Annotated in this window: 27 protein-coding genes and 6 tRNA genes; 12 read left to right on the top strand and 21 right to left on the bottom strand. The window is 46.0% G+C overall.

Going from position 1 to position 26,918, the window contains the following annotated elements; genetic code table 11:
• Nucleotides 1–48: 48 nt before the first annotated feature.
• Nucleotides 49–513, bottom strand: coding sequence for a DUF4442 domain-containing protein (locus B2Q61_RS06270; protein ID WP_290615801.1), 465 nt, complete (start codon nt 511–513; stop codon nt 49–51).
• 153 nt (nt 514–666) lie between these two features.
• On the opposite strand from B2Q61_RS06270, the gene fur reads away from it, so the two are divergent.
• Nucleotides 667–1,107, top strand: coding sequence for a ferric iron uptake transcriptional regulator (gene fur / locus B2Q61_RS06265; RefSeq protein ID WP_290615803.1), 441 nt, complete (start codon nt 667–669; stop codon nt 1,105–1,107).
• Nucleotides 1,108–1,188: 81 nt separating this feature from the next.
• Here fur and B2Q61_RS06260 read toward each other — a convergent pair whose 3' ends face one another.
• The 3 genes from B2Q61_RS06260 to B2Q61_RS06250 form a co-directional block, all read right to left on the bottom strand.
• Nucleotides 1,189–1,686 (bottom strand): GNAT family N-acetyltransferase, encoded by a 498-nt coding sequence (locus B2Q61_RS06260; RefSeq protein ID WP_290615805.1) that lies wholly within the window; start codon nt 1,684–1,686, stop codon nt 1,189–1,191.
• Nucleotides 1,687–1,801: 115 nt separating this feature from the next.
• On the bottom strand, nt 1,802–2,728 hold the full coding sequence (locus B2Q61_RS06255) for an electron transfer flavoprotein subunit alpha/FixB family protein (protein WP_290615807.1): 927 nt from the start codon (nt 2,726–2,728) through the stop codon (nt 1,802–1,804).
• Complete coding sequence (locus B2Q61_RS06250) at nt 2,728–3,477, bottom strand: electron transfer flavoprotein subunit beta/FixA family protein (RefSeq protein WP_290615809.1); 750 nt, start codon at nt 3,475–3,477, stop codon at nt 2,728–2,730. The genes B2Q61_RS06255 and B2Q61_RS06250 overlap by 1 nt, the downstream gene beginning before the upstream one ends.
• 172 nt (nt 3,478–3,649) lie before the next feature.
• On the opposite strand from B2Q61_RS06250, the gene B2Q61_RS06245 reads away from it, so the two are divergent.
• From B2Q61_RS06245 to B2Q61_RS06235, 3 genes are all read left to right on the top strand, one after another.
• Nucleotides 3,650–5,299 carry an electron transfer flavoprotein-ubiquinone oxidoreductase gene (locus B2Q61_RS06245; RefSeq protein WP_349678747.1) on the top strand — a complete coding sequence of 550 codons (1,650 nt, stop codon included), beginning with the start codon at nt 3,650–3,652 and terminating at the stop codon, nt 5,297–5,299.
• A gap of 83 nt (nt 5,300–5,382) precedes the next feature.
• Nucleotides 5,383–6,144, top strand: coding sequence for a 23S rRNA pseudouridine(2604) synthase RluF (gene rluF / locus B2Q61_RS06240; protein ID WP_290615811.1), 762 nt, complete (start codon nt 5,383–5,385; stop codon nt 6,142–6,144).
• 8 nt (nt 6,145–6,152) lie between these two features.
• Complete coding sequence (locus B2Q61_RS06235; protein ID WP_290615812.1) at nt 6,153–7,583, top strand: SLC13 family permease; 1,431 nt, start codon at nt 6,153–6,155, stop codon at nt 7,581–7,583.
• A gap of 110 nt (nt 7,584–7,693) precedes the next feature.
• Here B2Q61_RS06235 and B2Q61_RS06230 read toward each other — a convergent pair whose 3' ends face one another.
• The 10 genes from B2Q61_RS06230 to B2Q61_RS06185 form a co-directional block, all read right to left on the bottom strand.
• Complete coding sequence (locus B2Q61_RS06230; protein ID WP_290615814.1) at nt 7,694–9,076, bottom strand: NAD-dependent succinate-semialdehyde dehydrogenase; 1,383 nt, start codon at nt 9,074–9,076, stop codon at nt 7,694–7,696.
• Between the two features lie 250 nt (nt 9,077–9,326).
• Nucleotides 9,327–9,402, bottom strand: a tRNA-Gly gene (locus tag B2Q61_RS06225).
• A 38-nt stretch (nt 9,403–9,440) separates the two neighbouring features.
• Nucleotides 9,441–9,527: transfer RNA gene (locus tag B2Q61_RS06220), tRNA-Leu, on the bottom strand.
• A 39-nt stretch (nt 9,528–9,566) separates the two neighbouring features.
• A tRNA-Cys gene (locus tag B2Q61_RS06215) sits at nt 9,567–9,640 on the bottom strand.
• Nucleotides 9,641–9,672: 32 nt separating this feature from the next.
• A tRNA-Gly gene (locus B2Q61_RS06210) sits at nt 9,673–9,748 on the bottom strand.
• Nucleotides 9,749–9,880: 132 nt separating this feature from the next.
• Nucleotides 9,881–10,438: a CDP-diacylglycerol--glycerol-3-phosphate 3-phosphatidyltransferase gene (gene pgsA / locus B2Q61_RS06205; protein ID WP_290615816.1), complete on the bottom strand. Its 558-nt coding sequence runs from the start codon at nt 10,436–10,438 to the stop codon at nt 9,881–9,883.
• Nucleotides 10,439–10,470: 32 nt separating this feature from the next.
• Entirely contained in the window at nt 10,471–12,288 is a 1,818-nt protein-coding gene (uvrC, locus tag B2Q61_RS06200) for an excinuclease ABC subunit UvrC (RefSeq protein ID WP_290615818.1), read from the bottom strand.
• Nucleotides 12,289–12,292: 4 nt separating this feature from the next.
• Entirely contained in the window at nt 12,293–12,943 is a 651-nt protein-coding gene (gene uvrY / locus B2Q61_RS06195) for a UvrY/SirA/GacA family response regulator transcription factor (RefSeq protein ID WP_290615820.1), read from the bottom strand.
• Nucleotides 12,944–13,175: 232 nt separating this feature from the next.
• A tRNA-Ser gene (locus B2Q61_RS06190) sits at nt 13,176–13,266 on the bottom strand.
• 182 nt (nt 13,267–13,448) lie between these two features.
• Nucleotides 13,449–13,539, bottom strand: a tRNA-Ser gene (locus B2Q61_RS06185).
• Nucleotides 13,540–13,700: 161 nt separating this feature from the next.
• Between B2Q61_RS06185 and B2Q61_RS06180 the strand changes: the two genes are divergently transcribed.
• The 5 genes from B2Q61_RS06180 (at nt 13,701) to B2Q61_RS06160 (ending at nt 15,740) form a co-directional block, all read left to right on the top strand.
• On the top strand, nt 13,701–14,366 hold the full coding sequence (locus tag B2Q61_RS06180) for a Bax inhibitor-1/YccA family protein (RefSeq protein WP_290615822.1): 666 nt from the start codon (nt 13,701–13,703) through the stop codon (nt 14,364–14,366).
• A gap of 70 nt (nt 14,367–14,436) precedes the next feature.
• Nucleotides 14,437–14,784 (top strand): DsrE/DsrF/TusD sulfur relay family protein, encoded by a 348-nt coding sequence (locus tag B2Q61_RS06175; RefSeq protein ID WP_290615824.1) that lies wholly within the window; start codon nt 14,437–14,439, stop codon nt 14,782–14,784.
• A complete protein-coding gene (gene tusC / locus B2Q61_RS06170) occupies nt 14,784–15,140 on the top strand; it encodes a sulfurtransferase complex subunit TusC (RefSeq protein WP_290615826.1) in 357 nt (118 codons plus the stop codon). Before B2Q61_RS06175 ends, tusC begins: the two co-directional genes overlap by 1 nt.
• Nucleotide 15,141: 1 nt before the next feature.
• The gene (locus tag B2Q61_RS06165) at nt 15,142–15,408 is read left to right on the top strand and encodes a DsrH/TusB family sulfur metabolism protein (protein ID WP_290615828.1); all 267 of its coding nucleotides are present in this window, start codon (nt 15,142–15,144) and stop codon (nt 15,406–15,408) included.
• Nucleotides 15,399–15,740 (top strand): TusE/DsrC/DsvC family sulfur relay protein, encoded by a 342-nt coding sequence (locus B2Q61_RS06160; RefSeq protein WP_290615830.1) that lies wholly within the window; start codon nt 15,399–15,401, stop codon nt 15,738–15,740. The genes B2Q61_RS06165 and B2Q61_RS06160 overlap by 10 nt, the downstream gene beginning before the upstream one ends.
• 38 nt (nt 15,741–15,778) lie before the next feature.
• Here the strand turns inward: B2Q61_RS06160 and serS are convergent, their stop codons facing one another.
• The 5 genes from serS to lrp form a co-directional block, all read right to left on the bottom strand.
• Nucleotides 15,779–17,068, bottom strand: coding sequence for a serine--tRNA ligase (serS, locus tag B2Q61_RS06155; protein ID WP_290615832.1), 1,290 nt, complete (start codon nt 17,066–17,068; stop codon nt 15,779–15,781).
• Between the two features lie 123 nt (nt 17,069–17,191).
• On the bottom strand, nt 17,192–18,544 hold the full coding sequence (locus B2Q61_RS06150; RefSeq protein WP_290615834.1) for a replication-associated recombination protein A: 1,353 nt from the start codon (nt 18,542–18,544) through the stop codon (nt 17,192–17,194).
• 5 nt (nt 18,545–18,549) lie between these two features.
• Nucleotides 18,550–19,230 (bottom strand): outer membrane lipoprotein chaperone LolA, encoded by a 681-nt coding sequence (gene lolA, locus B2Q61_RS06145; RefSeq protein WP_290615836.1) that lies wholly within the window; start codon nt 19,228–19,230, stop codon nt 18,550–18,552.
• Nucleotides 19,231–21,705: a DNA translocase FtsK gene (locus B2Q61_RS06140; protein WP_290615838.1), complete on the bottom strand. Its 2,475-nt coding sequence runs from the start codon at nt 21,703–21,705 to the stop codon at nt 19,231–19,233.
• 213 nt (nt 21,706–21,918) lie between these two features.
• Nucleotides 21,919–22,413, bottom strand: coding sequence for a leucine-responsive transcriptional regulator Lrp (gene lrp, locus B2Q61_RS06135; protein ID WP_290615839.1), 495 nt, complete (start codon nt 22,411–22,413; stop codon nt 21,919–21,921).
• Nucleotides 22,414–22,549: 136 nt separating this feature from the next.
• On the opposite strand from lrp, the gene ald reads away from it, so the two are divergent.
• The 3 genes from ald to cspE (B2Q61_RS06120) all read left to right on the top strand — a co-directional run bounded on the left by ald (nt 22,550) and on the right by cspE (B2Q61_RS06120) (nt 24,682).
• Nucleotides 22,550–23,671 carry an alanine dehydrogenase gene (ald, locus tag B2Q61_RS06130; protein WP_290615840.1) on the top strand — a complete coding sequence of 374 codons (1,122 nt, stop codon included), beginning with the start codon at nt 22,550–22,552 and terminating at the stop codon, nt 23,669–23,671.
• A 303-nt stretch (nt 23,672–23,974) separates the two neighbouring features.
• Entirely contained in the window at nt 23,975–24,184 is a 210-nt protein-coding gene (gene cspE, locus B2Q61_RS06125) for a transcription antiterminator/RNA stability regulator CspE (protein WP_019674401.1), read from the top strand.
• Nucleotides 24,185–24,472: 288 nt separating this feature from the next.
• Entirely contained in the window at nt 24,473–24,682 is a 210-nt protein-coding gene (cspE, locus tag B2Q61_RS06120; protein ID WP_019674402.1) for a transcription antiterminator/RNA stability regulator CspE, read from the top strand.
• A gap of 155 nt (nt 24,683–24,837) precedes the next feature.
• Here cspE (B2Q61_RS06120) and B2Q61_RS06115 read toward each other — a convergent pair whose 3' ends face one another.
• The gene (locus tag B2Q61_RS06115) at nt 24,838–26,292 is read right to left on the bottom strand and encodes a glyceraldehyde-3-phosphate dehydrogenase (protein ID WP_290615842.1); all 1,455 of its coding nucleotides are present in this window, start codon (nt 26,290–26,292) and stop codon (nt 24,838–24,840) included.
• A gap of 131 nt (nt 26,293–26,423) precedes the next feature.
• Nucleotides 26,424–26,813 carry a peptide-methionine (R)-S-oxide reductase MsrB gene (gene msrB / locus B2Q61_RS06110; protein WP_290615844.1) on the bottom strand — a complete coding sequence of 130 codons (390 nt, stop codon included), beginning with the start codon at nt 26,811–26,813 and terminating at the stop codon, nt 26,424–26,426.
• Nucleotides 26,814–26,918 lie beyond the last annotated feature (105 nt).

The raw sequence follows: 26,918 nt of genomic DNA, 5'->3' as shown, positions 1-26,918 counted from the left end.
CCTCTTTTTTATTATTTATCAGTATAATACGGTAAATTGGCCAGGTAATCAGCGGTACTTTGGTTTTTTTCGAATATAAACGGTGCGGTTCACTTCGCAGACTATATTGTTGTCCTGATCTTTAATATGTACCACAAACTCGGGAAAATACTTTGAGCCTGTGGCCGTGTGCATAACAATATCGGCTACCGCTTCGTCCGTCAGTATAAACTCCGCAACCAGTCTGCCTATCCCTGGTTTAATGTAGTCAATATCAGCTTGCTTATCCCAGACCATATACTCTTTACCCAGGGCGCCCATCAACAACAATGGAAATATGGGATCGGTCATCGCAAACATTGAGCCACCAAACTGACTGCTGTTAATGTTGCGGGTCCAGGGGCGGTTTTTTAGTTCTACTCTGGCATAGCGATAATCTTCAGCCAATACCGCTACTCTAATACCACTGAAAAAAAACGGCGGCCAGAAATTCAACAATTTTCGCATGATTTGTGGTTTAAACGCCCAACGCATCTTTGTACCTGGTATGACCTGTTTGCCAGCCATTTTACAACCCTAAAGTGAAAGCACAAGAGGATTGACGTTAAATCAGCAGCAATCGGCCATTTCAATATTGCACTAATGTCTTTATAATCGATGCAAATCCACCAGCAAGACAGAGTTTTTATGTCAGATCATAATACTGAGCTACGCAAAGCCGGCCTTAAAGTTACCCTGCCGCGGGTGAAAATCCTTGAGATTTTACAAGACCCGAATCATCAGCATATAAGTGCCGAAGATGTATATAAGATCCTGCTGGAACTTGGTGAAGATATCGGTCTTGCCACGGTGTACCGGGTACTGAACCAATTTGATGATGCCGGTATTTTAACCCGTCATCACTTTGAGGGAGGTAAATCGGTATTTGAATTAACCGGCAACAGCCATCACGATCATCTGGTATGTTTAAAATGTGGCAAAGTTATCGAGTTTGAAGATGAAATTATCGAAGCCAAACAACTAGAAATTGCTGAGCAAAATGGTATTAAGCTTACTCATCATAGCTTGTATCTGTATGGTGAGTGCACCGATACCAAACAGTGCCAGAAAAATGCTAATTCTCATTAATCTGTAATGTATTAGCAATTAGCAATTAGCGCTGAGATAAAAGGCACCTATAAGTGCCTTTTTGTTTTAATAATCTGAGCATCAGCTATTGGCGGTGTTAATCCGGGCCATACACAGCGCCGTAACATAATTACCATACTGAAAAGCAAAATCAGCCAGCTCAGCTTCAACTTCAAAACCAAATCGCTCGTACAAAGCAACAGCGACGTCATTGCTGCTATACACGGTCAGCTCCATCCGCCTGATATTAAGCCAGTTGTCAGCCAGCTCCAGCGCTGCACGCAGCAATGCCGACCCCACTCCCTGCCCCTGATGCTCCTGTAGCACGCCCATGCCTAACTCCGCAACATGGCGTCGTCTCGGATTCTGGCATACCTGTAAACCAAGCTGCCCTACCACTTGCCCTTCAACTTCTGCTACTAAATTATAAAAACCGGCGCCGGCGTTATACAGTCTCTGCCAACTGGCAACAGGCTGATAAGGCAGCTGCAAGGTATTAGAAAATACAGCTGGCTGGTCATATATCGCTTTAATTGACTCAATATCAATAGGTTCAGCATGGCGGATTAATACAGGCATCGTTATGGCTTTCCTGGCAAGTATTGGATTATCTTAAGTCGGAAATAACACCGGCAACAAGCACTAAAATATAAAAAGCCAGCAAATGCTGGCTTCAATGTAGCATGGCAAAGGTTTAAAGCTGCTGTTCGAGCTCTGGTAACACTGTAAATAAATCAGCAACTAAGCCATAGTCAGCGACCTGAAAGATTGGTGCTTCTGCATCTTTATTTATTGCCACGATCACTTTTGAGTCTTTCATGCCCGCTAAATGCTGAATGGCACCCGATATTCCAACCGCGATATACAGATCTGGTGCGACAATTTTACCTGTCTGACCAACTTGCATATCGTTTGGCACAAAACCCGCATCTACCGCAGCCCGCGAGGCGCCGATAGCAGCGTTCAGCTTATCCGCTATGCCATTGAGCATGGCGAAGTTTTCACCATTTTGCATACCGCGGCCACCGGAAATAATGACTTTAGCAGCAGTAAGTTCTGGCCGGGCTGATTTTGTCAGCTCTTCACCAATAAATTTAGATACCTGCAAATCTTTAACAATATCCAACTTTTCTACTGGTGCATTATTACCCTCTGCAGCGGCTGCAAATGCAGAGACGCGTACCGTCAGCACCTTTATGTTATCTGCAGATTTCACGGTAGCAATGGCATTACCTGCATATACCGGCCGAACAAAGGTATCGGCGCTTTCAATGGCAATAACATCGGACAATTGTGCTACGTCTAACAATGCCGCAACCCGCGGCAGCATATTTTTACCGGTGGTGGTTGCTGCTGCCAGTATGTGACTATAATCTTTACCGATCTCGGCTACTAATGCGGCGACGTTTTCTGCCAGTTGATGGTCATATGCGCTTGCCTGGGCAACGAGCACTTTATTAACACCCATAATAGCTGTCGCCGCGCTGACGGCATTGTCACAGTTGTCACCCGCCACTAACAGGTGAATATCCCCGCCAATCGCGGTAGCGGCCTGCACAACTTTATGCGTGTCAGCTTTCAGGCCGTCATTGCTATGCTCTGCAATTATTAATATCGTCATCAGATCACCTTCGCTTCATGCTTTAATTTTTCAACCAGTTCTGCAACCGACTCAACAATTACCCCTCCTTGCCGGGTTGGCGGTGCGGTAACTTTCACCGTGCTGACGTTTGAGCTCAGGTTTACGCCAAGACTGTCAGCAGCTTTAACGTCTAGTGGCTTTTTCTTGGCTTTCATAATATTGGGTAACGACGCATAGCGTGGCTCATTCAGGCGTAAATCGGTCGATACCACTGCAGGCAGAATTAATTCTACCGTTTGCAGCCCACCGTCTATTTCCCGGGTTACCTGAACTTTGTCACCATTTACTATAACTTTTGACGCAAAGGTGCCCTGGCCCATTCCTGTCAATGCTGCCAGCATCTGCGCTGTCTGGTTATTGTCTGAATCAATGGCCTGCTTGCCAAGAATAACCAATTTTGGCTGCTCTTCTTCAACCAGCTTTGCCAGTAACTTGGCAACCTGTAATGAGTCCAGATTCAGCTCAGTTTCCAGGTGAATTGCACGGTCAGCCCCCAATGCCAGCGAAGTGCGTAACTGTTCCTGCACCGGCTTTGCTCCGATAGACACGACGACTACTTCAGTCGCAACGCCGGCCTCTTTTAACCGCACGGCTTCCTCTACTGCAATTTCACAAAATGGATTAAGCGCCATTTTCACGTTGGCCAGGTCAACACCGGTTTGATCTGTTTTAACACGGACTTTTACGTTGTAATCAATAACCCGTTTTACCGGAACTAATATTTTCATATAATCCTCTAAAATCGCATGCCTTGCAGCAGGTTTACGTTAAGGTAAACATAACAGTGTATAATGCTGCACAATCTACTTACTGTTGACGTTAACGTCAACCTGCAATACCCTTATCAACACAATAAACGCAGTAAATACTGTAAATATAAGCATCCAAGGGGTAACCATCGTGGAAAGAGAAGCAATGGAGTACGATGTTGTCATCGTTGGCGCCGGACCAGCGGGCTTATCGGCCGCGATCCGGTTGATGCAGCAAGCACAACACGCCAGCAAAGAAATCACCGTTTGTGTGGTGGAAAAAGGCTCTGAAGTAGGCGCTCATATTTTATCCGGGGCAGTATTTGAACCCAGAGCTCTGAATGAATTATTACCTGATTGGCAGAGCACCGGGGCGCCGCTGACCACACCGGTTACCCATGATGATATTTATCTGTTTAGCGACGAGCAAACCAGTCGTAAATTACCTGGGTTTGCGGTACCTAAAACAATGCATAACAGTGGCAACTACATTGTGTCTGTTGCCAATCTGTGTCGCTGGCTTGCCGAGCAGGCTGAGGCGTTAGGTGTCGACATCTTTCCTGGTTTCGCAGCCAGTGAGTTGCTAATGGAACAGGATATCGTCAAAGGTATTTTAGTGGGCGATATGGGCCTGGACCGCGAAGGTAAACCGAAAGACAGTTTTACGGCGGGAATGGAGCTTAGGGCAAAATATACCCTATTTGCTGAGGGATGTCGGGGACACCTGGGCAAACAGCTGATTCATCACTATCAGTTAGATAAAGACGTATCACCACAGCATTACGCTATTGGTTTTAAAGAAATCTGGGATGTTCCTGCTAACAATCATCATCAGGGACTGGTGGTCCACTCTGCCGGTTGGCCGCTGGCAGATGAAGCGTCCGGCGGGGGGTATTTATATCATGGCGAAAATCAGCAGATCGTGGTTGGTTTAATTATTGACCTTAATTACAGTAATCCACATCTGGATCCTTTTGCCGAATTTCAACGCTATAAACACCATCCGGTTATCAAACAGTATCTGGCCGGTGGTAAACGCGTGAGTTATGGCGCAAGGGCTATTGCCAAAGGTGGTCTGAACAGCCTACCGAAAATGAGCTTTAAAGGTGGCTTGTTGCTGGGATGCGACGCCGGCACCTTAAACTTCGCCAAGATTAAAGGCAACCATACTGCGATGAAGTCTGGCATGCTGGCAGCAGAGACTGTTTTCGCTGCGCTGCAAAGTGAAGATGGCGGCGGTAGAGATTTAACGGAATATGGCCAGAACGTGCAGCAAAGCTGGCTATTTAAAGAATTGCATAGCTCGCGTAACTTTGGCCCCGCAATGCATAAGTTTGGTACCTTCTGGGGCGGTGTATTTAATACTGTCGAGCAGAACTGGTTTGGCGGTAAACTGCCCTTTACCCTCAAGGATAATAATTTTGATTATGCCCAGATGGTTTTGGCAAGTGAGGCAACAAAAATTGCTTATCCTAAGCCAGATAATATAATCAGCTTTGATCGGCTAACTTCGGTTTACTTGTCAAACACCAACCATGAAGAAGAACAACCTTGCCACCTTAGACTGGCGGATCCTGAAATACCCATTCAGGTAAATTTGCCAAAATATGATGAGCCTGCGCAGCGCTATTGTCCGGCCGGTGTTTATGAAGTCATCAATGAAGGTGGACAATCGCCACGGTTTCAGATTAACGCCCAAAATTGTATCCACTGTAAAACGTGTGATATCAAAGATCCGAGTCAGAATATCACCTGGGTTACCCCTGAAGGCGGGGGCGGTCCGAATTACCCTAATATGTAATAGTACGGTGCATATGGCAAATGCTTGCTGCAAGACGTTACAGCCCCTAAACTAGGGGCTGTTTATTTTAATTCAAGAATTCCATGACAGACCCTATTCAATATCGTTTAAACAAATATATTAGTGATACCGGTTTTTGTTCTCGCCGCCAGGCCGATAAATATATCGAGCAGGGCGTGGTAACCGTTAACGGTGAGATTGCTCCGGTGGGGTTAAAGGTTGTTGATGGTGATGAGGTTAAAATTGCCGGTAAACCATTGCAACAAAAACCAGAAAGAATATACCTCGCGTATCATAAACCCGTGGGTATTACCTGCACCACCGAGCGTCATATCAAAGGAAACATTATTGATGCGATCGGCTATCCGCAACGTATTTTCCCGATTGGCAGACTGGATAAACCTTCCGAGGGCCTGATTTTTTTGACCAATGATGGCGACATCGTTAACAAGGTGTTGCGCGCCGGTAACGCCCATGAGAAAGAATACTCGGTAACGGTCAATAAACCCATTACCGCTAACTTTATTAACAAGATGGCCAGCGGCGTGCCGATTCTTGATACTGTTACCCTTCCCTGTACTGTCACTCAGGTCTCAAAAAATACCTTTAAAATTATTCTCACTCAGGGGCTTAACCGGCAAATACGCAGGATGGCAGAATATCTGGGTTACGAAGTCGTAAAGTTAAAGCGAACCCGGATCATGCATGTGCGCCTGGCCGAATTGCGCCCTGGTCAATGGCGATTACTAGACAAGTATGAATTATCGCAAATGGACCAGTTACTGCAACACTCCAGTAAAACCGTGGATGACTGCAATGCCAGTGTAGCCGATGATGAGGAATAACATATACCATGAGCAGGCTTAATGTAACTTACCTGCTACCATTACTCGCTGGCCCGCTGGTATTTTTACTGGTACTGCTAAATGAGCCTGTCTTTGCTGGCATGTCCAAGCCAGCCTGGCTGCTGAGTGGTCTGACAGCATGGATGGCCATCTGGTGGATTACCGAAAGCGTGCCAATTCCGGCAACTTCGTTGTTACCCATAATTGTAGTGCCATTACTTAATCTCGACTCAGTCGCTAATGTTACAGCCCCTTACGCTGATCCGTTGATTTTTCTGTTTCTGGGTGGCTTTATTTTATCTATCGCCATGGAGCGTTGGAACTTACATAAACGGATCGCTCTGCTAACCATGTTGATGGTGGGCAGCAAACCCAGCCAGCAAATTGGTGGGATGATGCTGGTCACAGCTTTTTTATCAATGTGGATGTCCAACACCGCGACCGCAGTAATGATGTTACCCATTGCCCTGTCAATTATTGGTATGCAAGACAATATCAGCGATAAATTTGCTAAAGCCATGCTGTTATCCGTCGCCTACGCAGCCAGCATTGGCGGCGTAGCCACCATAATTGGAACCCCACCTAACGCATTACTGGCGGGTTATTTACGTAATCAATATCATCTGGAAATTGGCTTTGCCCAGTGGATGTTATTGGGCGTGCCTGTTGCTGTGGTTTTGCTAATTGGCGCCTGGTACTGGCTGACTCAATGTCACTTTCGTTTTGGCCGTGACGAAGTGCAAATAAGCCGCCACATTTACCTTGAAAAACTGCTTGCACTAGGCAAAATTCAACGAGCAGAAAAAATTGTCCTGGCCGTTTTTTTATTAGCGGCCGGTCTCTGGATCTTTAAAAACTGGTTTATTAGTATTACCGGTCTACCTTTAAACGATACCCTGACCGCAATTTTATGTGCCAGTTTGCTATTTGTCATCCCGGTGAGCGTTAACACAGGCCAAAGAGTACTGAATTGGGAAGATTGTAGCAAACTGCCCTGGGGGATCCTGATATTGTTTGGCGGAGGCTTAACTCTGGCCTCACAAATCCAGCAATCAGGGCTGGCTGATTTTATTGCTACCCAGGTTGGTGGGCTTGGGGCAATTCACCTCGTTGTATTAATTATCCTGGTCACAACCATTATTATTTTTCTCACTGAAGTAACCAGTAACACCGCTACTGCAGCTGCCTTTTTACCCTTACTCGGGCCCGTTGCGGTTTCACTGAATACCAGTGCTTCTATGCTGGTGATCCCGGCAGCTCTGGCTGCCAGCTGTGCTTTTATGATGCCGGTAGCCACTCCGCCCAACGCTATTGTATTCGGCTCTGGCAAATTGAAAATTACCGATATGGTAAAAGCCGGTCTGGTATTAAACCTGCTCGCCATAATGGTTATTACTGTGGCCGTATGGTTTCTTGGCCCGATACTTTTTCGTTTTTAATTGTGGTGTATTTTAATCCTGATCACCTGATGCCAACAATCAGGCTAACAAAGGGCCACAACTTGATGATTGCAGCCCATTTGCACTGATAGCCCGGCGCGCTGATAAGATTAGGTGTTGATTGTCACCATGATCGATTTGACGTTAACAAACTCGCGTAGCCCATATCCACCGTGCTCCCGACCGTAGCCACTATCCTTCACACCACCAAAGGGTAAGTTAGGCAAGGCTAAGGAATAACCATTAATATTAACCATACCGGTATCAAAGTGCTTTTTCGCCAGTTCTATAGCGCTGTCTACATTCTTTGAGAAGATACCGCCTCCCAGGCCATAGCGGGAATCGTTGGCAACCTCAATAGCTTGCGAATCATCTTTTACTTTAATTAAAACCGCAACAGGGCCAAACAATTCATCATCATAAGCTGGCATACCCGGTTTAACATGTTCCAAAACAGATGGCGGATAGAAGTAGCCTGTTCGATCGGGGATCTTGCCTCCGCAAACTAATGTTGCACCGGCATTGATCGATTCTGTTACCTGTTGATGAATTTTATCGCGCAAATCGCTACGCGCCATCGGGCCTAAATCGGTGTCCTCATCATTTGGGTCGCCCATTTTAAGCTTGCTCATTGCACCTGAAAATGCCGTTTTAAATGCATCATAATTTTTTTCTGTAACAATAAACCGTTTGGCCGCAACACAGGTTTCACCGTTGTTTACAATGCGTCCCTTAACACAGGTTTCAACCGCTAATTCTATATCAGCGTCATCCAGCACCAGATAGGCATCATTGCTGCCCAGCTCTAATACCGTCTTCTTCGCTAATTTAGCGGCATTTTCTGCAACCGACTTGCCTACTTTATCACTGCCGGTAAAGGTAATACCCTTAACTTTGGGGTGACTAATAAGTTTTGACGCGGTTTCTCCGTCAATTAGCAGCGACTGGTAGCAATGGGGCGGAAAACCGGCTGCCAGATACATCGCCTCGATTTCCTCGGCCATACCAAATACATTAGCTGCATGTTTCAATACTGTGGTGTTGCCTGCCACCACATTAGTAATACTGTAACGAATAACCTGATACAGTGGAAAGTTCCAGGGCTGGATCCCTAAGATAACCCCTAACGGTTGATAAGTGACAATCGCTTTACCCTGGGCAAACTCCCGCTCCTCATCAGCAAGTACCGACTTCGCCTGCTTTGCGGTATAACGGCAAATTTCGGCGCACAGTTTAACCTCTTCTGCTCCTTGCGCCCTAACCTTGCCCATTTCATCTGTCATCAGCGTCATAAGTTGCTCTTGGCGATCTTCGATAATTTGTGCCAGCTTTTCGGCCAGTTCAGCACGCTTAGCCAACGGAGTCAGTTTCCAGCTTGCAAAGCATTTATCTGCGTTATCGATTGCCCGTTCCGCTGCGGCGTTACTCAATAAATCGTAAGATTTAATTGGCTGTTCAGTGAATGGATTAATTGTTGTAGTAGAGTTTGCCATTTTCTAGTCCTGTAATTATCGGAAATAATAACAGATGCAAAGCTAACGCCAAAAGTTAAGCTCCGATAAAGGATTTCAAGATGATGTTTTTAAAAGAAAATTATCAAAAAAGGTTTTTAAGGTTGTTATCGCAGTAACATTAGTATGAACATATTACAAACACTTACTAATGGAGATTTGCAGACTGGTCTGTCTAAAAAGGCTTGGCTATAACGCAAAAAAACAGCCATAAGGCTGTTTTTTTAAAATGTGGAGCGAGTAACGAGGTTCGAACTCGTGACCTCGACCTTGGCAAGGTCGCGCTCTACCAGCTGAGCTATACTCGCGAAAATCTGGTATTACTGTGGTTTATACCAGCAGTAAATGGTGCCCGGGGCCGGACTTGAACCGGCACGCCCTTTCGAGCGAGGGATTTTAAATCCCTTGTGTCTACCGATTTCACCACCCGGGCAGACAACTTTTTTGTAACCTTTCTCTCGTACCAAAATTATGGAGGCGGGTCCCGGAGTCGAACCGAGATGGACGGATTTGCAATCCGCTGCATGGCCATTCTGCCAACCCGCCAAATAACACGATACATTACTCTAAATAAGAGTTGGAGCGAGTAACGAGGTTCGAACTCGTGACCTCGACCTTGGCAAGGTCGCGCTCTACCAGCTGAGCTATACTCGCAATGCTTATGGCCATGTGCCTTAACACGTGACGCATTCTACTGTTTTAATTAACCCAGTCAATAACAAATTAGTAGTTTTGCAACTGACTGCTTATTTTTTAACTGACTTGAGTTAATTAAACGCAATTCTGTTATTGCCGGGATAAATCATGCCAGGCCGCGGTTAAATATTGATACATCGACCATAACGTTAAAATCGTAGCCAGATATAGCATGGCATAGCCAACCGGAGTAAACCAAGCCAGTAACGCAAATTGAGGCTGCCAAATCAAACCAATTAACGCCAGCATCTGAGCAATTGTTTTATATTTGCCTAAATTTGATACAGCTACATTGGCTCTTTTGCCAATTTCCGCCATCCACTCGCGCAGTGCCGATATGGCAATTTCACGGCTGATAATAATAATAGCCGGAATACTAAACCATAACGACTGCTCATGAATAGCCAATACTACCAAAGCAACGGCAACCATAACCTTGTCGGCGACGGGATCCAGAAAAGCGCCGAAAGGCGTAGATTGTTCGAGTTTTCTTGCCAGATAACCATCCAGCGCATCCGTAATTGCCGCCAGACAAAACACCAGTGCAGCCCAAAATCGATAATGATCCCAGCCAGAATAAAAACAGAAGATGAACACCGGGATCAGCATAAGCCTGAACAGCGTTAATAGATTGGGAATATTCCACATATAACAGTTCTCACAAAAACAATGCCGCTATGCTACTTGTTATGACAAGCTTGGTAAATCTTTTCTGCTTGCGAACGAGAAATACCTGGCACCGAGCTCAATTCTAATACTGAAGCTTTCATTACGCCTTGCAAACCGCCCAAGTATTGCAATAAGGACTGCCGGCGCTTCTCGCCAATACCCGCTATATTTTCCAGCGGACTTTTCGTTATACTTTTGCCCCGCTTATTTCTATGGCCGGTAATGGCAAAACGGTGGGCTTCATCACGGATTTGCTGAATTAAATGTAACGCCGGACTATCTGAAGGTAGATGCAACTGCTTACCACTATCCCAGAGTATCAGGGTTTCAAGACCCGGTTTACGGCTAACCCCCTTAGCAATACCAATTAATAATGGCATCTTTTGATGTGGCCAGTTAGAAAACTGAGTCAGGGCGATATTTAACTGTCCCTGTCCGCCGTCGATAAAAATAATATCCGGAATTTTAGTTTCATCGGTTAAACGGCTGTAGCGTTTGTCCAGCGCAAACTGCATGGCAGCGTAATCATCCCCACCGGTAATACCGGTTACATTATAGCGGCGATATTCTTGCTTGTGGGGGCCCTCACCATCAAATACCACGCAAGAGGCAATCGTGGCCTGCCCCATGGTGTGGCTAATATCAAAGCATTCCATCCGCTGAATACTATCCTCCAGCGCCAGTAACAATTGCAGGGCGGCATATCGTAGTTTCATTTTTTGACCGGCAGATTGTCTGCTATCACAGGCAATCTCAGCATTTTTTTGGGCAAGACTTAAATACTGGGATTTCTCGCCTCGCTTGGCAGCTGTAATCCGGACTTTGCGACCCGCTGCTTCTGATACTGCCAACGCCAATGACTCTGTGTCATCAAGACGGATCGGCAACACAATTTCCGGTGGTATTTGCTGGCCACTGCTACCGCTAAGATAAAACTGCAGTAAAAAAGCACTGAGCACTTCAACTGGCTCGGTATTAGCAGGTACCTTCGGATAATAAGATTTAGAACCCAAAATTTTCTGCTGGCGCACAAACAGAACATGCACTACGGCTACCTGACCTGATTTGGCAAAACCAATAATATCCAGCTCCGCATGTTCACCACTGACATACTGTTGTTCCTGAACTTTGCGCAAGGCCGTGATTTGATCACGAAAACTGGCTGCAGCTTCAAAAGCTAGCTGCTCACTGGCGATATTCATTTTATTTACCAGCTGCTCAACAACCTGCTGATTTTTGCCAGCGAGGAATAAACTGGCCAATTGTACTTGCTCTGCATAATCTTCGTCAGATATCTTGCCAACACAGGGTGCCGAGCACAGTTTTAACTGATATTGCAGACAAGGTCGGGTGCGTGCACGGTAAAAACCATCTTCACACTGGCGGATCGGAAAAATCTTCTGCAAAGTTTTTAAGCTCTGCCATACTGCCCCGGCATTTGGATAAGGTCCGAAATACTGACCATTCTGCTTTCTGGGCCCGCGATGTGAACTAATTCTTGGGTGCTTATGGCTGGAAATTAAAATGTAAGGGTAAGATTTATCATCCCGCAGTAACACATTGTACTTTGGCATGAACTGCTTAATCAGATTGTTTTCCAGGATCAGTGCTTCTGTTTCACTATGCGTGGCGGTAATTTCGATACTCGCGATTTGGGCCACCAGCGCTCTGGTTTTAACACTGTCTACTTGTTGTCGAAAATAACTACTGAGGCGTTTTTTCAGATCTTTTGCTTTACCAACATAGATCACTTGTTCAGCCTGGTTAAACATTCGATAAACACCAGGCTGGGCAGGAACTGAAGCTAAAAATGTCTTAGAGTCAAACATCAAATCAAGAAGATACCTTGGCAATATCTATCATGCCATGACGCAGGGCCAGATGAGTTAATTCAACATCCCCGCTGATGGCGAGCTTTTCAAACATTCGGTACCGATACGAGTTTACCGTTTTTGCGCTAACACTCAACTGCTCGGCTATGTCATTGACTTTTTGGCCACGGGTAATCATTAGCATGATTTGTAGTTCTCGGTCTGACAGGCCTTCGAATGGGTTTTCGCTATGGTTATTCACCTTCGCTAACGCCATTTTCTGCGCCACTTCATCAGATATATGCCGCACCCCGCTATACACTTTGCGGATAGCAGACACCATTTCTTTAGGTGCTGAATTTTTTGAAATAAAGCCCGCAGCGCCAAGTTGCATTACTTTAGTAGGTACTGGTTCTTCACAGGAAACTGACAGTGCCAGCACTTTAATATCAGGACAGAAATGCAATATACGCTTGGTCGCGGTCATGCCGCCCATTCCTGGCATATTCATATCCATCAGCACGACATCAGGTTCATGCTGACGGCAAAATTGCAGAGCTTCTTCACCGGAACCCGCTTCGCCTATCACCTTGATACCACGCTCATCCATTAGTATGCGACTGATCCCGGTTCGTACAAGTTCGTGATCATCAACTAACAATACGTTAATCAACTTGGCTTCTCCGTCTCACTGGTTATTAGAATTATTATGCAGCTAGCATAGTAGAGCCTGAGCGTTTGTGCTAACTGATTAGACACCAAAATTGTTGTTCTTGGCTATTAGCCTATTAAGTGTGCCAGAAAGGTAAAAAATAGGAAACAATATTCCATAACTATTTAACCTATCAGTGATAGTGTTAAATTTTGATAGCGGCTTAGCGTCTATTGAGAAAGGTATAGAAAAGTGGCGGAGGGAGAGAGATTCGAACTCTCGGTGGGCTATTAACCCACGCCGGTTTTCAAGACCGGTGCATTAAACCGCTCTGCCATCCCTCCGCGGTACGGGGCGAATATTAAGAACTCCCCCGTGCTTTGTAAAGCCCTTTTTTCCTGCTTTTACCTGTTTGGTTATAAATCCGCCAGCAATCCAACATTTTTCATGCTTTAATCAAGATTAAAACCGTTTTTACATCCTATAAAAGCAAAAACCACCTTGCGGTGGTTTGCGTATAATTAGGTGGCGGAGGGAGAGAGATTCGAACTCTCGGTGGGCTATTAACCCACGCCGGTTTTCAAGACCGGTGCATTAAACCGCTCTGCCATCCCTCCAGCGCTGCGTATACTAATCAGTTTGACTGGGAAAAGAAAGCCAAAAGTTAAAAAAATTTAGTTAATGCTGTTTTTTATCTGATAACCACTGGAGCTAAGGGAACTAAGTCAGTATGATAACTATCAGAAAGACATAATATTCAGCTAACAGGAGACTGCATATGTCGTACAGAGAAACCAGCACCATCAATACCGTCAGTAGCGGTATTGAAATTAATAAAGTGCTTCGAAATACCTATTTTCTGCTTGGGCTTACCCTGGCATTCAGTGCTCTAACCGCTGTCATTGCGATGGCAATGAATCTGTCACCCTTGGCATCCATTGTCTGCTTTGTTGCAGGTTTTATTATGTTATTTGTTGTTAACAAGAAAGCCGACTCTGCCAGTGGAATCTTCTGGGTGTTTGGTTTTGCTGGCGCTATGGGCGCATCCTTGGGGCCGCTATTAAATGCGTATGCGGGCCTGGCAAATGGACCAAGTCTGATCATGCAGGCGCTTGGGGGCACAGCCGTTATATTCTTTTCGCTATCTGCCTATGTGTTAACGACCCGCAAAGACTTCTCTTTTATGGGCGGTTTCTTGATGGTTGGCCTAATCGTGGCGCTGGTGGCAGTTATCGCTAATATCTTCCTGGCAATCCCGGCATTGAGTCTTGCAATCAGTGCTGCCATCATTTTAATCATGTCTGGTTTTATTCTGTTCGACACCAGCCGGATTATTCACGGTGGCGAAACCAACTATATCCGGGCTACTGTAGGTTTATACCTGAACATATTTAACATTTTTGTTCATTTGCTAAGCCTGCTGGGCATTATGGGCGACGAGTAACCCTTTGCCCCATTGTTAAGTTCCGCTAGAATACCCCGTCCAGAACGGGGTATTTTTTTATGAGGCCATTGTGACCAACTTCAGCCTGCTATTAACAACCAGCCCACTGGCCAGCCAGGATATTGCCAGTGCCCTGCAGTTTGCCAAGGCTTCGCTAACAGCCGGCTATAAGATTGATCAGGTTTTTCTGTATCAGGATGCTGTTTTATCAGCAGCACCAGATATCGACTTACCTGCCGATGAACCCAATCTGAGCCAGCAATTAGCGGACTTTTGCCTGCAATATCGAATCCCTTTACTCTACTGCGTTACAGCCGCAGAAAAACGCGGCATTGTCGTGGTAAGTTCAGGGTTTATTGCTGCCGGGCTGGCAGAGTTTGCAATGCGTCTAACTGACAGCAAACTGGTACAGTTCTGATGCAGCATATCGCGATTATTCAGCGGCAAAGTCCCTTTAACAGCAGTAGCGGGCGCGAAGCGCTTGACTTAATTCTGGCACTTGCTGCTGTTGAACATCAGCTGTCAGTGATTTTCAGTGGTGATGCTATTTATCAGCTGCTGCCAGTAAACCTGAACCGCGATTTTGGCTTAAAACGCTATCAGCAAGGTTTTAAGATGTTTGGTTTGTATGATATTGATAAGCTGTACGTATGCGGTCAGTCCATGCAACAACGCCAGATTAGGCCTGAGGAATTAGCGGTGACAGCGCAGCAACTCGATTCATTATCGTTACAACAACTCCTGGCTAAACAGCAGCAAATAGTGTGTATTTAAAATGAAACTGATCTCCCTGATAAACTCCGGCATCAATATCGTTGAGTTGGCAACCTTTTGCGATAATGACGATACCGTATTGTTACGCCAGGACGCTGTATATCTTGCCAGACGCAATGATATTCACTGGCCATGCACCAACATAACGGTGCTTAAATCTGATCTGGAGGTGCGCAAAATCAGCCCGGCGACAGGTATTACCATAATTGATGATGCGCAGTGGGTAGAGCTGGCCGCTAGGGCAACGCAGGTAATGTTATGGCGTTAACCTCTATTTCGGTTGGCGGCAAACAGCTCGCGCTGGATAAACATGGGTATCTGGCTGATATAAATGATTGGCATTGCGGCGTTGCAGAATATTTTGCTGAAGTTGAGCAAATAAGTTTAACCGCGGCGCATTGGGAAGTAATTCATTTTGTGCGGAATTTTTATCAGGAGTTTGGTACTTCACCTGCAATCAGAGTACTGGTAAAAGCAATGGCAAACCAATTGGGCCCTGAAAAAGGCAACAGCAAATATTTGTTTATGTTATTTCCCCAAGGGCCAGCCAAGCAGGCAACCCGGCTGGCGGGTTTGCCTAAACCTGCTCGTTGCCTTTAAGGGTAACCAGCAGGTTTAGGCATTTAATACACTACTCATTACTTAAGATGTGTTTGCCCAGCCATATAAGGTTGCAATACAGCTGGGATCTCAATCGTACCATCCGCTTGCTGGTAGTTTTCCAGAATAGCAACCAGAGTACGCCCTACCGCCAGGGCTGAGCCATTTAAACTATGCAGCAATTCTGGTTTTTTCATGTCGGTACTGCGATAGCGTGCCTGCATCCGGCGAGTCTGAAAGTCACCCATATTACTGCACGACGAAATCTCCCGATAGGTATTCTGCGCGGGTAACCACACTTCCAGATCGTAGGTTTTGCTGGCGCCAAACCCCATATCTCCGGTACATAACAGCATAACCCGATAAGGTAGGCCTAACAGTTGCAGTACTTTCTCTGCATGGCTGGTCAGTTGCTCCAGCGCCTGCATCGACTGCTCGGGTTGCACCAGCTGCACCAGTTCCACTTTGTCAAACTGGTGCTGACGAATCAAGCCCCGGGTATCACGGCCATAAGAGCCGGCTTCGCTACGAAAACACGGAGTATGAGCGGTAAACTTTAAGGGCAGCTCAGCAGCATCAACAATGCTATCACGCACCAGGTTGGTTACAGGCACTTCTGCCGTCGGGATCAATGCCAGGCCTTGCCCCTCTTCGGTAGCCGGCTGGGTATGAAACAAATCTGCACCAAACTTAGGTAACTGCCCAGTGCCATAGAGACTGGTATGATTAACCAGATACGGCACATACAACTCTGTATAGCCGTGCTCAGAACTGTGTAAATCCAGCATAAACTGCGCCAGGGCGCGATGCAGGCGCGCCATCTGCCCTTTCATTACAATAAAACGGGTACCCGATAACTTTACCCCGGCGGCAAAATCCAGGCCTTCGGCAAATGCCTCACCCAGTTCAACGTGATCTTTTACGTTAAAATCAAACTGGCGGGGCTCACCATGTTGTCGAATCAGCTGATTTTCTGTTTCGTCTTTGCCAACAGGTACCGAGGCATCCGGTAAATTAGGTATAGTTAACGACAGCTGCTCTACTTCAGCTAAAACTGCATCTAATTTAGCCTTGGCCGCATCAAGCTCTGCCCCTAAACCATCAACTTCCTGTAATAACGGGCCAATATCCTCGCCACGGGCTTTAGCCTGGCCAATACCTTTAGATTTGCTGTTACGCTGATTCTGCAGCTCCTGAGTTTGCACCTGCAACACCCGGCGTTGTTCTTCCAATGCACTGAATTTATCAGTATCGAGCTTAAAACCGCGACTGGCTAAGCGGGTCGCCGTATCATTTAATTCGGTACGTAAAAATTTTGGATCTAACATAATAGTAGTTACTTCTGTCGGCTGAAGCCAAAACTGGCAGACAAGGTTAAAATAATAGCCACGAATATTAACCAGCTACGCCTTAAATTGAAATGCCTTAGGGCGACTTAGTTCAAAGAAAGCCTATTTTTTATGGCGTTGCTGCGGGCTTTGCCTATCGAGTTGGCGTAAATAAGCGAGTTTATCTGCCAACTGTTTTTCCATACCGCGTTCCGTCGGCTGATATACGCGTTTATCATCCAGCTCTGGCGGTAAATAGCACTCACCTGCTGCATAAGCCCCTGGCTCATTATGCGCATAACGATACCCTTCCCCATGGCCCAACTGTTTTTGTAGTTTACTCGGTGCATTGCGCAAATGTAGCGGCACCGGATAATCCGGCAATGTTTCAGCCAGTTGTTTCATCTGATTAAACGCCTGGTATACCGCATTGCTTTTTGGTGCCAGTGCCAGATATACCGTCGCCTGAGCAATAGCCCGCTCTCCCTCTGCCGGACCAACCCGGCTAAACGTATCCCAGGCATTCAGCGCCAGGGTGAGTGCTCTGGGGTCGGCATTACCAATATCTTCGCTGGCAATCGCCAGTAAGCGCCGGGCAACATATAACGGATCGCCACCACCTGCTAAAATCCGGCAATACCAGTATAATGCGGCATCAGGATCGGAACCACGAACTGATTTATGAAAGGCGGAAATCAAGTCATAAAACATGTCGCCCTGATTATCAAAGCCCGGTAATTGCCGCGGAACAACTTGTTTAATTACTGCGGCATTAATTATCCGGCCCGGGCCAGTTTCATCACCCGCCAGGGTTAGATCGGCAGCTTGTTCCAGAATATTTAGCAGCTTACGGGCATCACCATTTGCTAGCTGCAACAATAACTGCTCTGCATCGCTTTCAATCGTAAGCTGCATCGCACCAAGGCCCAGCTTTTGGTCAGTCAGGGCCCGTTGCAACACTTGCTGCAAGTCAGTGTCATTTAGTGCTTTTAAGACACAAACACGGGCCCGGGATAAAATTGCATTATTAAGGGCAAAAGCAGGATTCTCAGTAGTGGCACCAATAAAAATGATGGTACCGTCTTCAATAAAGGGCAAAAAAGCATCTTGCTGGGCTTTATTAAAACGATGAACCTCATCGACAAACAGTAATGTACGCTGTTGATATTGTTGCTGGCGCTGCTGAGCATCACTAATCGCCTGGCGAATGTCTTTTACACCACTGGTTACGGCCGACAACTTCTGTAACGTTGCCTTCGCGTGACTGGCTATCAGTTCAGCCAGCGTCGTTTTACCAGTACCCGGCGGGCCCCATAAAATAAGCGAATAAACTTTGCCAGCCAGTATCGCCTGATAAAGTGGAGTACCCGGCCCTATCAGGTGCTGCTGACCAACGTACTCACTTAGCACTAATGGCCGCAGCCTGGCCGCAAGCGGTCTTATATCATCGCTGAAGTCGAGCGGTAGATTAGCCATGTAGCTTAACGCTGACGCTGATCGTCAATATCAACGCCATCCGGCACAATGAACGTAAACTGGCTATCAGCAATATCCGGGTTTAAGCTGGCATTTGTAAAACGAAATACACTCTGCTGCTGATTAATATCAATAACCGTCATTTCACTAATGCCATTCTTATCAAAGGCTAAGGTCAATTGTTGTACCGGATTATTGCTGTCTATCGGATGAATAATAAAGACATCCGGCCGGGCAATAACCTGGTATTGCTGCCACAGAACGGGATCTGTTGTGGTGAGCAGCGCAAAAGCAGTCTGGCCAACCTGAGCCCTTGCATCATAAATACTTACCTGTTCAAGCAGCTCATTATAAAACCACAGGGTCTCACCATCACTCATCAGTAACACAGGTTCAGGTTCTTCGCCTTCAAAGCGGAATTGAGCCACTTTTTTAAGCAGCAATCTACCTTGCCCCTGTTGCAACAGTTGTTGTTGTTCATCAAAAACCTGCTGCTGATACCGCGCAGAGAAACTGCTGATTTTAGCAAGCTCAACCAGTAGTTCAGCACTGCCATCCGGTGCGCTTAATCGCTGTTGCTGTGCCTGTTTTAAATGCGGAGCAAAATCAACAGTGGCAGATTGTTGAGCCAGACTGAGACTGCTGAACACTATTGCTACTACCGTTACTAACGCCAGTTTTTTCATTTAATACCCTTTAGGTTGTGCCGGCACCATTACTTCACGATTACCATTATGGCCTGGTCCACTGACCACGCCACTCATTTCCATTTGCTCAACAAGTCGTGCGGCCCGGTTATAGCCGATCCGGAATTTACGCTGAACACCGGAAACTGAAGCCCGGCGGCTCTCAATGACGTGCGCTACTGCCTGATCGTACAACGGATCAGCTTCGCCATCATCGCCTTCCATCGTTTCCCCGGGTAACAGACTTTCTTCGCTGGTTTCACCACTTAAAATTTCAGAAATATAATTTGGTTTGCCACGTTTTTTCCAGTCAGCAACCACCGCATGAACTTCATGATCGTCAACGAAAGCGCCATGCACCCGATTAGGTACGCCGGAGCCCGGTGGCAAATACAACATATCACCCTGCCCTAATAAGCTCTCAGCACCTTGCTGATCTAAAATCGTTCTGGAATCAATTTTTGATGATACCTGAAACGCAATCCGGGTCGGAATGTTCGCTTTAATTAGCCCGGTAATAACATCAACCGATGGCCGCTGCGTCGCTAAAATTAAATGAATGCCTGCTGCCCTGGCTTTTTGGGCGATGCGGGCTATCAGTTCTTCCACTTTTTTACCAACAATCATCATCATGTCGGCAAATTCGTCAATTACAACAACTATTGCCGGCAATTTCTCCAGCAAGGGCACTTCGGTACGCATGTCATCAGAAGGTTTCCACAGTGGATCTTTTAATGGTTCTCCGGCGGCAATCGCTTCTTTCACCTTCAGGTTATAGCCTTTTAAATTCCGAACACCGAGGGCAGACATCAGTTTGTATCGCCGCTCCATTTCACCTACACACCAACGCAGACCATTGGCAGCGTCTTTCATATCGGTAACCACCTCCGTTAATAAGTGTGGTATTCCTTCATAAATAGACAACTCAAGCATTTTCGGGTCTATCATCAAAAAGCGTACGTCATCCGGTGTCGATTTGTACAACAGACTACATATCATTACATTAACGCCAACTGACTTACCTGAACCGGTAGTACCGGCAACCAGTAAATGTGGCATTTTAGCTAAGTCAGCCACGACAGATTTACCGGCAATATCTTTGCCTAACACCATGGTCAGAGCAGACTTAGATTCAGTAAACACTTCATCGCCAATAACTTCGGATAGGCGCACTATCTCTCTATGTTGGTTGGGTAATTCTAAACCAATAAACGATTTGCCAGGAATTACCTCAACTACCCGTACGCTGATTGCGGATAAAGACCGCGCTAAATCTTTCGCCAGACCGGTAATTTTACTCACCTTAACCCCGGGGGCTAAATCCAGTTCAAAGCGGGTTACTACCGGCCCCGGATGTACACCCACTACCCGCGCTTCGACGTTAAAATCGAGCAACTTGGCTTCAACTAGCCTGGAAACGCGCTCAAGGTCGGCTGGGTCTATTGGATTCTGTGCCTTGTCAGGGCGATCAAGTAACGCCAATGAAGGAAGTTCTTCCATGGTGTGCTGAACTTCTTCACTGTCATCAGCATCCTCTTCCTCTTCCGGATACTGCATTAACGGGTCCAACGATTCCTGAGGTTCCAGCTGAGCCAATGTTTTAGAAATATGCTCGGCATTCATTGGCTCATCAACCGCACTAAAGGACAACTGCTCATCTGCCAGTTGGTCCAGACTGTAATAGGATTTTGCTTCTGTTTTAGGGTTCAACGGCTTAACAGGTAAAGGCCCGGTCACTTTTGACTCGCCAAAAAGCGCCGCTTCAGATCGCTCAATTGCAGATTTATGCTGAGCATGATTAAGTTGCAACGGCGCGGGTTCAACAACGTCAGCATCATCAGTATCCGGTGGTGCACTACCAAAACGCTCACTAAGCCAACCCGGCAACAACGCCAGCCATTGGCCCGCCTTAAAACAAGCCATCCCAAGATAATCCGCAACGGTTAACCAGGAGATCCCGGTCATCAATGTCAGACCAGTAGTGAAACCAGCCAGCAGCAACAAACTGGTCCCGATAAAATTGAAATAGGGCAATAGGATACTGGTGGTGACGTCGCCGACTGCGCCACCGGAAGAAAAATAATAAATATCATCGAAATTCATGCTACTGATTGCTGTGGCACACACCAGGGTTAATACAATACCGATCAACCTCAGCCCGAGAATAAGATAATCAAGGGCAAAAACATCGTGATAACGTTTAAATAGCAAGTAGCCGAATGCCGCGATTAAAAATGGCATCAGATAAGACACCCAGCCAAAACAAAATAGCAATATATCCGCGACCCGGGCGCCAATCAGTCCGGCGAAATTATTTACATTGGTTTGATAACCAGTTTGCGACCAGCTTGGATCGGCAGGATCGAACGAAAACAATGCCAGTAGTAAAAATAACGCCAGTGCCCAGAACAGGATCAATCCCACTTCGAGCAGACGTTGCACGCCATTTAAAGGAAATAATTGTTTGCTTTGCAAATGATGGGCCTCATTATTTTTATACTCTCTGCGCAGACCTTACTACCATACCAGAGCCTGCGAAAAAGTGCATCAGCATCATTACGTGGCACCCTGCTCTGGCAGGCTTATTTCCATGCTAATGTGCCTGATTATCAAGCGTAATGTCACCGAGATTAACCCCCGCTTTACCGACCAGTTATCGATAGCGGCTAAAGGCAGATAACCCTCTGCTTATCGGGAAATACTCATTGCTACAAAACTGCTTTGTTTAACTTCCTCCATTACCACATAAGTACGGCTTTCCCGCACGCTGGGTAATCTTAACAACGTTTCGCCCAACAGTTCACGGTAGGCTGCCATATCCGCTACCCGGGTTTTTAACAAAAAATCGAAGCTACCCGAAACCAGATGGCACTCTTGTATTTCTACCAGTTTTTGCACCGCCTTACTAAACTCATCAAAATCTTCAGGCGAGGTTTTACTTAAGGTTATCTCTACAAACACCAGTAAAGCGGCACCTACTTTATGTGGGTCAACCTGCGCCGTATAACCGATAATATAACCTTCGGCCTCGAGTTTACGTACCCGCTCCAGGCAAGGCGTTGGACTTAAGCCCACCCTTCTGGCCAATTCGACGTTTGCCAGGCGACCATCGTGTTGTAATTCAGTGAGAATTTTACGATCAATACGGTCTAACTTCTTGATGCTCTTACTTAAAGAGTACATTGCAGTGAAAACCATCTATTAAAAAAAACTAAGCAGGATTTTGCACTACACAGGCGCATTAAAACAAGCATTAATTCTGATTTATACCCTGTATACTGCGCACAAATTTTACCTACAACCTACAGGGCGGAATATTATGATTATCGGCATACCAAAAGAAATAAAAAATCACGAGTACCGTGTCGGTATGACACCAGCCAGCGTGCGTGAGCTGATTGGCCACGGCCACAGTGTTTATGTCGAACATAACGCTGGGATTGGCATAGGATTTACCGATGAAGATTACACCGATACCGGTGCTGTCGTGTTAGCGACTGCGGCAGAAGTCTTCGCAAAAACTGAAATGATTGTTAAGGTTAAAGAGCCACAAGCTGCTGAACGCGCTATGTTGCGTGAAGGCCAGATCCTGTTTACTTATTTACACCTGGCTCCTGATTTACCGCAAACTGAAGACTTAATAAAATCAAAAGCGGTGTGTATCGCTTATGAAACAGTAACAGACAGTAAAGGTGGATTGCCGCTATTGGCGCCTATGTCAGAAGTTGCTGGGCGGATGTCAATTCAGGCTGGCGCCAGGGCGCTGGAAAAATCTTGTGGTGGTCGTGGCGTATTGTTAGGTGGTGTTCCAGGTGTTGCTCCAGCCAAAGTTGTTGTTATCGGTGGTGGCATGGTGGGTACCAATGCTGCTCAAATGGCGGTAGGTCTGGGATCTGATGTATCGGTACTGGATCGCAACGTCGATGTACTTCGTCGTATTAATGCTCAGTTTAACGGTGCTGTAAAAGCTATTTATTCAACAGCCGCCGCCCTGGAGCAGGAAGTGCTGGCTGCCGATCTGGTAATTGGTGGCGTACTCGTGCCAGGTGCCGCTGCACCTAAGCTAATTACGGCAGAGCATATCAAACGAATGAAGCCTGGCTCGGCCATCGTTGATGTAGCCATCGACCAGGGTGGTTGTGTGGAAACTTCAAGAGCGACCACTCATGCGGATCCAACCTACATTGTTGATGATGTTGTGCACTATTGTGTGGCAAACATGCCAGGAGCAGTGCCACGCACCTCAACATTTGCATTAAACAATGCAACCCTGCCTTTTATTATTCGTCTGGCGAACAAAGGTTACAAGCAGGCACTCACTGACGACAAACATTTGCTGGCAGGCTTAAACGTGTACCACGGTAAAGTGACTAACCAAAGCGTTGCCGAAGCACTTGGCTTTGCGTACACAGCACCTGAACAGGCAATTGCCAATAAATAATTTGTCATAACGGCATTTTATGTAAATAAAACCGGCTTAATGCCGGTTTTATTATTTTATCTGTAATTAATTTCATTATTTTAATAATAAAGCTATACATTCAGCTCAGAACTGTTAAAGTACTCCCCGGCCTGTAAAGCAGACCTATGTAACAACATGTTTTTGAAAACTTCGCTACACAGCTTCATAGTAAGTCATGTCCCTGAAGATTCACGCACGTTTGCCCGCATAAGTAAATTTAACAGTCAGGCTAACAGCGCATTAAGCGTAATTTAGTATCATTAAAATTTTTAGGAGTCATTCATGGCTAAAGTAACTGGTGTAGTAAAGTGGTTCAACGCAGATAAAGGTTTCGGTTTCATTACTCAGGATAACGGCGGCGCTGACGCGTTCGTTCACTTCCGTGCAATCATGACTGAAGGTTACAAAACTTTAGACGAAGGTCAGCGCGTAACGTTCGAAATCGAACAAGGCCAGAAAGGCCCACAAGCTGCCAACGTAACTGTGCTTTAATAGCACCGTTCGTTCAGTTTAAAAAAACCGGCTTTAAGCCGGTTTTTTTTTATTCTCTATTTAAATTGGTTGTTTAAAAAAACTATACAATCTTTAAAGACCTGATAATATATTAACCGGCCTGTAGAGCAGACCTATGTAACAACATGTTTTTGAACACTTCGCTACACAGCTTCATAGTAAGTCATGTCCCTGAAGATTCACGCACGTTTGGCCGCATAAGTAGAGTAACAGTCAGGCTATCAACCCATTATGCAAAACGTTCAAATATTAATTTAGGAGTCATTCATGGCTAAAGTAACTGGTGTAGTAAAGTGGTTCAACGCAGATAAAGGTTTCGGTTTCATTACTCAGGATAACGGCGGTGCTGACGCGTTCGTTCACTTCCGTGCAATTATGACGGAAGGTTACAAAACCTTAAACGAAGGCCAACGCGTCGCGTTCGAAATCGAACAAGGCCAGAAAGGCCCACAAGCTGCTAACGTGACTCTGCTGTAATAGCAAGCAAGGTTTAGTTTAAAAAAGCGGCCGTTTTAACGGCCGCTTTTTTATTGGCGCAAATTTAAAAATACGTATTTAGAATATCGTTCTAACTGTAATTGTGAAAAAAAACGCCGCTAAAGGCGACGTTTTAATCTGATTTACTGTCTTACTTATTCTTTCGCTACCGGCAGCGTCGGATATTTAATCCCTGCCATATCATTCATTACCCGTATTACCTGAGTACTGTATCCAAACTCGTTGTCGTACCAGACATAAAGTACGCAGCGATCGCCATCGACAATCGTCGCTTGTGAGTCCACAACCCCAGCGTAACGTGAGCCGACTAAGTCTGACGAGACAATCTCGGTAGAGCTGGTGTAATCAATTTGATCCTGCAACTCGGAAAATAATGACGTGCGCTGCAAAAAGGCATTCATCTCTTCACGGCTGGTCTCTTTGTTCAGGTTTAACGACAGAATTGCCATCGACACATTCGGAGTCGGCACACGAATGGCGTTACCCGTTAATTTACCTTTAAGTTCAGGCAAGGCCTTCGCAACAGCGCTGGCTGCTCCGGTTGAAGTTATGACCATGTTCAGTGGTGCAGCCCTGCCCCGGCGCTCCGCTTTATGAAAGTTATCGATTAGATTCTGATCATTGGTATAGGAATGCACCGTCTCAACGTGGCCATTACGGATACCAAACTCATCATTAAGCGCCTTGAGTACCGGAGTAATAGCGTTGGTTGTACAGCTGGCAGCAGATACGAACTTGTGTTCGGGCATAATCATATGCTGATTAACACCATACACGATATTGGGCACGTCGCCTTTAGCAGGTGCTGTTAACAGCACCCTGGCAGTCCCTTTGCTTTGGAAATGGATAGCCAACTCTTTGTCATCTTTCCAGATCCCGGTGTTATCAACCACCAGCGCATTGTCGATACCATAAGCGGTATAATCAACTAGTTCAGGAGAACTGGCGTAGATAACCTTGATAAAGGTGCCGTTGGCTTTTATACCCTGGTTTTCCTCGTCAACGGTAATGCTGCCGTTAAAAGGGCCATGAATGGAATCCCGACGCAGCAAACTGGCGCGCTTTTCCAAATCCCCTTGTTTACCACCACGCACAACGATAGCTTTCAGGCGCAGTTTGCTGCTTGGCCCTGAACGCTCGAGCATTAAACGAGCCAGTAAGCGTCCAATCCGACCAAACCCGTATAAAACGACATCAGTTGGTTTAACTTTATCTTCGTGATCAAGAATATCACTGAGCTCGCGCGCCAGATATTGCTCGAGATCTAAACCCGCTCCCGAGTTTTTGAACAAAAAGCCATAAGCCAGTTTGCCAATATCAACCCGGCCAGGGGCAAGATTCATTTTGCTGATGGCTTCCAACACCGGAAAACATTCGCGTAGCCGCAATTTTTCGCCTTCAAACCGCTCTACTGTTTTATGCGCTTTAATAATGTCTATAGTGGTAGCATTTACCAGAGGGCGGCCATAGACCACCACTTCTATTCCTTTGTTGCGGTATAGCCGGCCAATAATGGGCTGCATATTTTCGGCATATTCCTGGCGTTCCTGCCAGCTTTTCTGGTACTGCTCTGCGTGTGATAGGGTCATGTGTCGGCCTTTTACTTCAATAAAATGAATTAATCGGAGCCTCGTGCTGCTTTGTAGGGTACAGCTTGTTTACGAAAGGCGGCACATTGTAATAGATATTGAAACCTTACCACAACCACAACAGGTTATTTTCAGGTTTTTGTCACATGCTGAAAACTCAAGCTCACGGAGTTAACACAAAATCGTTGACCAGTCGGAGCCGGGCCATCATCGAATACATGCCCCAGGTGGGCATCGCAATTACTACACAAAATTTCTGTCCGCTGCATGCCATGGCTGGTATCACTGTGATACTTAACCCTGCCCTCCAGCGCCTGAGAAAAACTGGGCCAACCACATCCTGCATCAAATTTCGTGTCTGACGCAAATAGCACTGCACCGCAACAGATGCAATGATAGGTACCATCTGCGGTATGATGAAGTAACTTGCCGGTAAACGGGTATTCAGTACCTTTTAAGCGGGTGACCCGATATTGTTCGTCAGTTAAACGTTGTTGCCATTGCTGCTCAGTTAACTTCATAATACCTTCCCGTTGAAGACGACGCGTTTGCAATAATACTATTACTAATCAATAACAGCTTAGCGTTATTTTGCCATTTTACCGTTGATATATAAAAAACGCCGT

It is taken from the genome of Arsukibacterium sp. UBA5043 (assembly GCA_002415085.1).
Classification (GTDB): Bacteria; Pseudomonadota; Gammaproteobacteria; order Enterobacterales; family Alteromonadaceae; genus Alishewanella.
The sequence above is the reverse complement of the archived record's forward strand: the minus strand, read 5'-3'. Positions and strand labels throughout refer to the sequence as shown.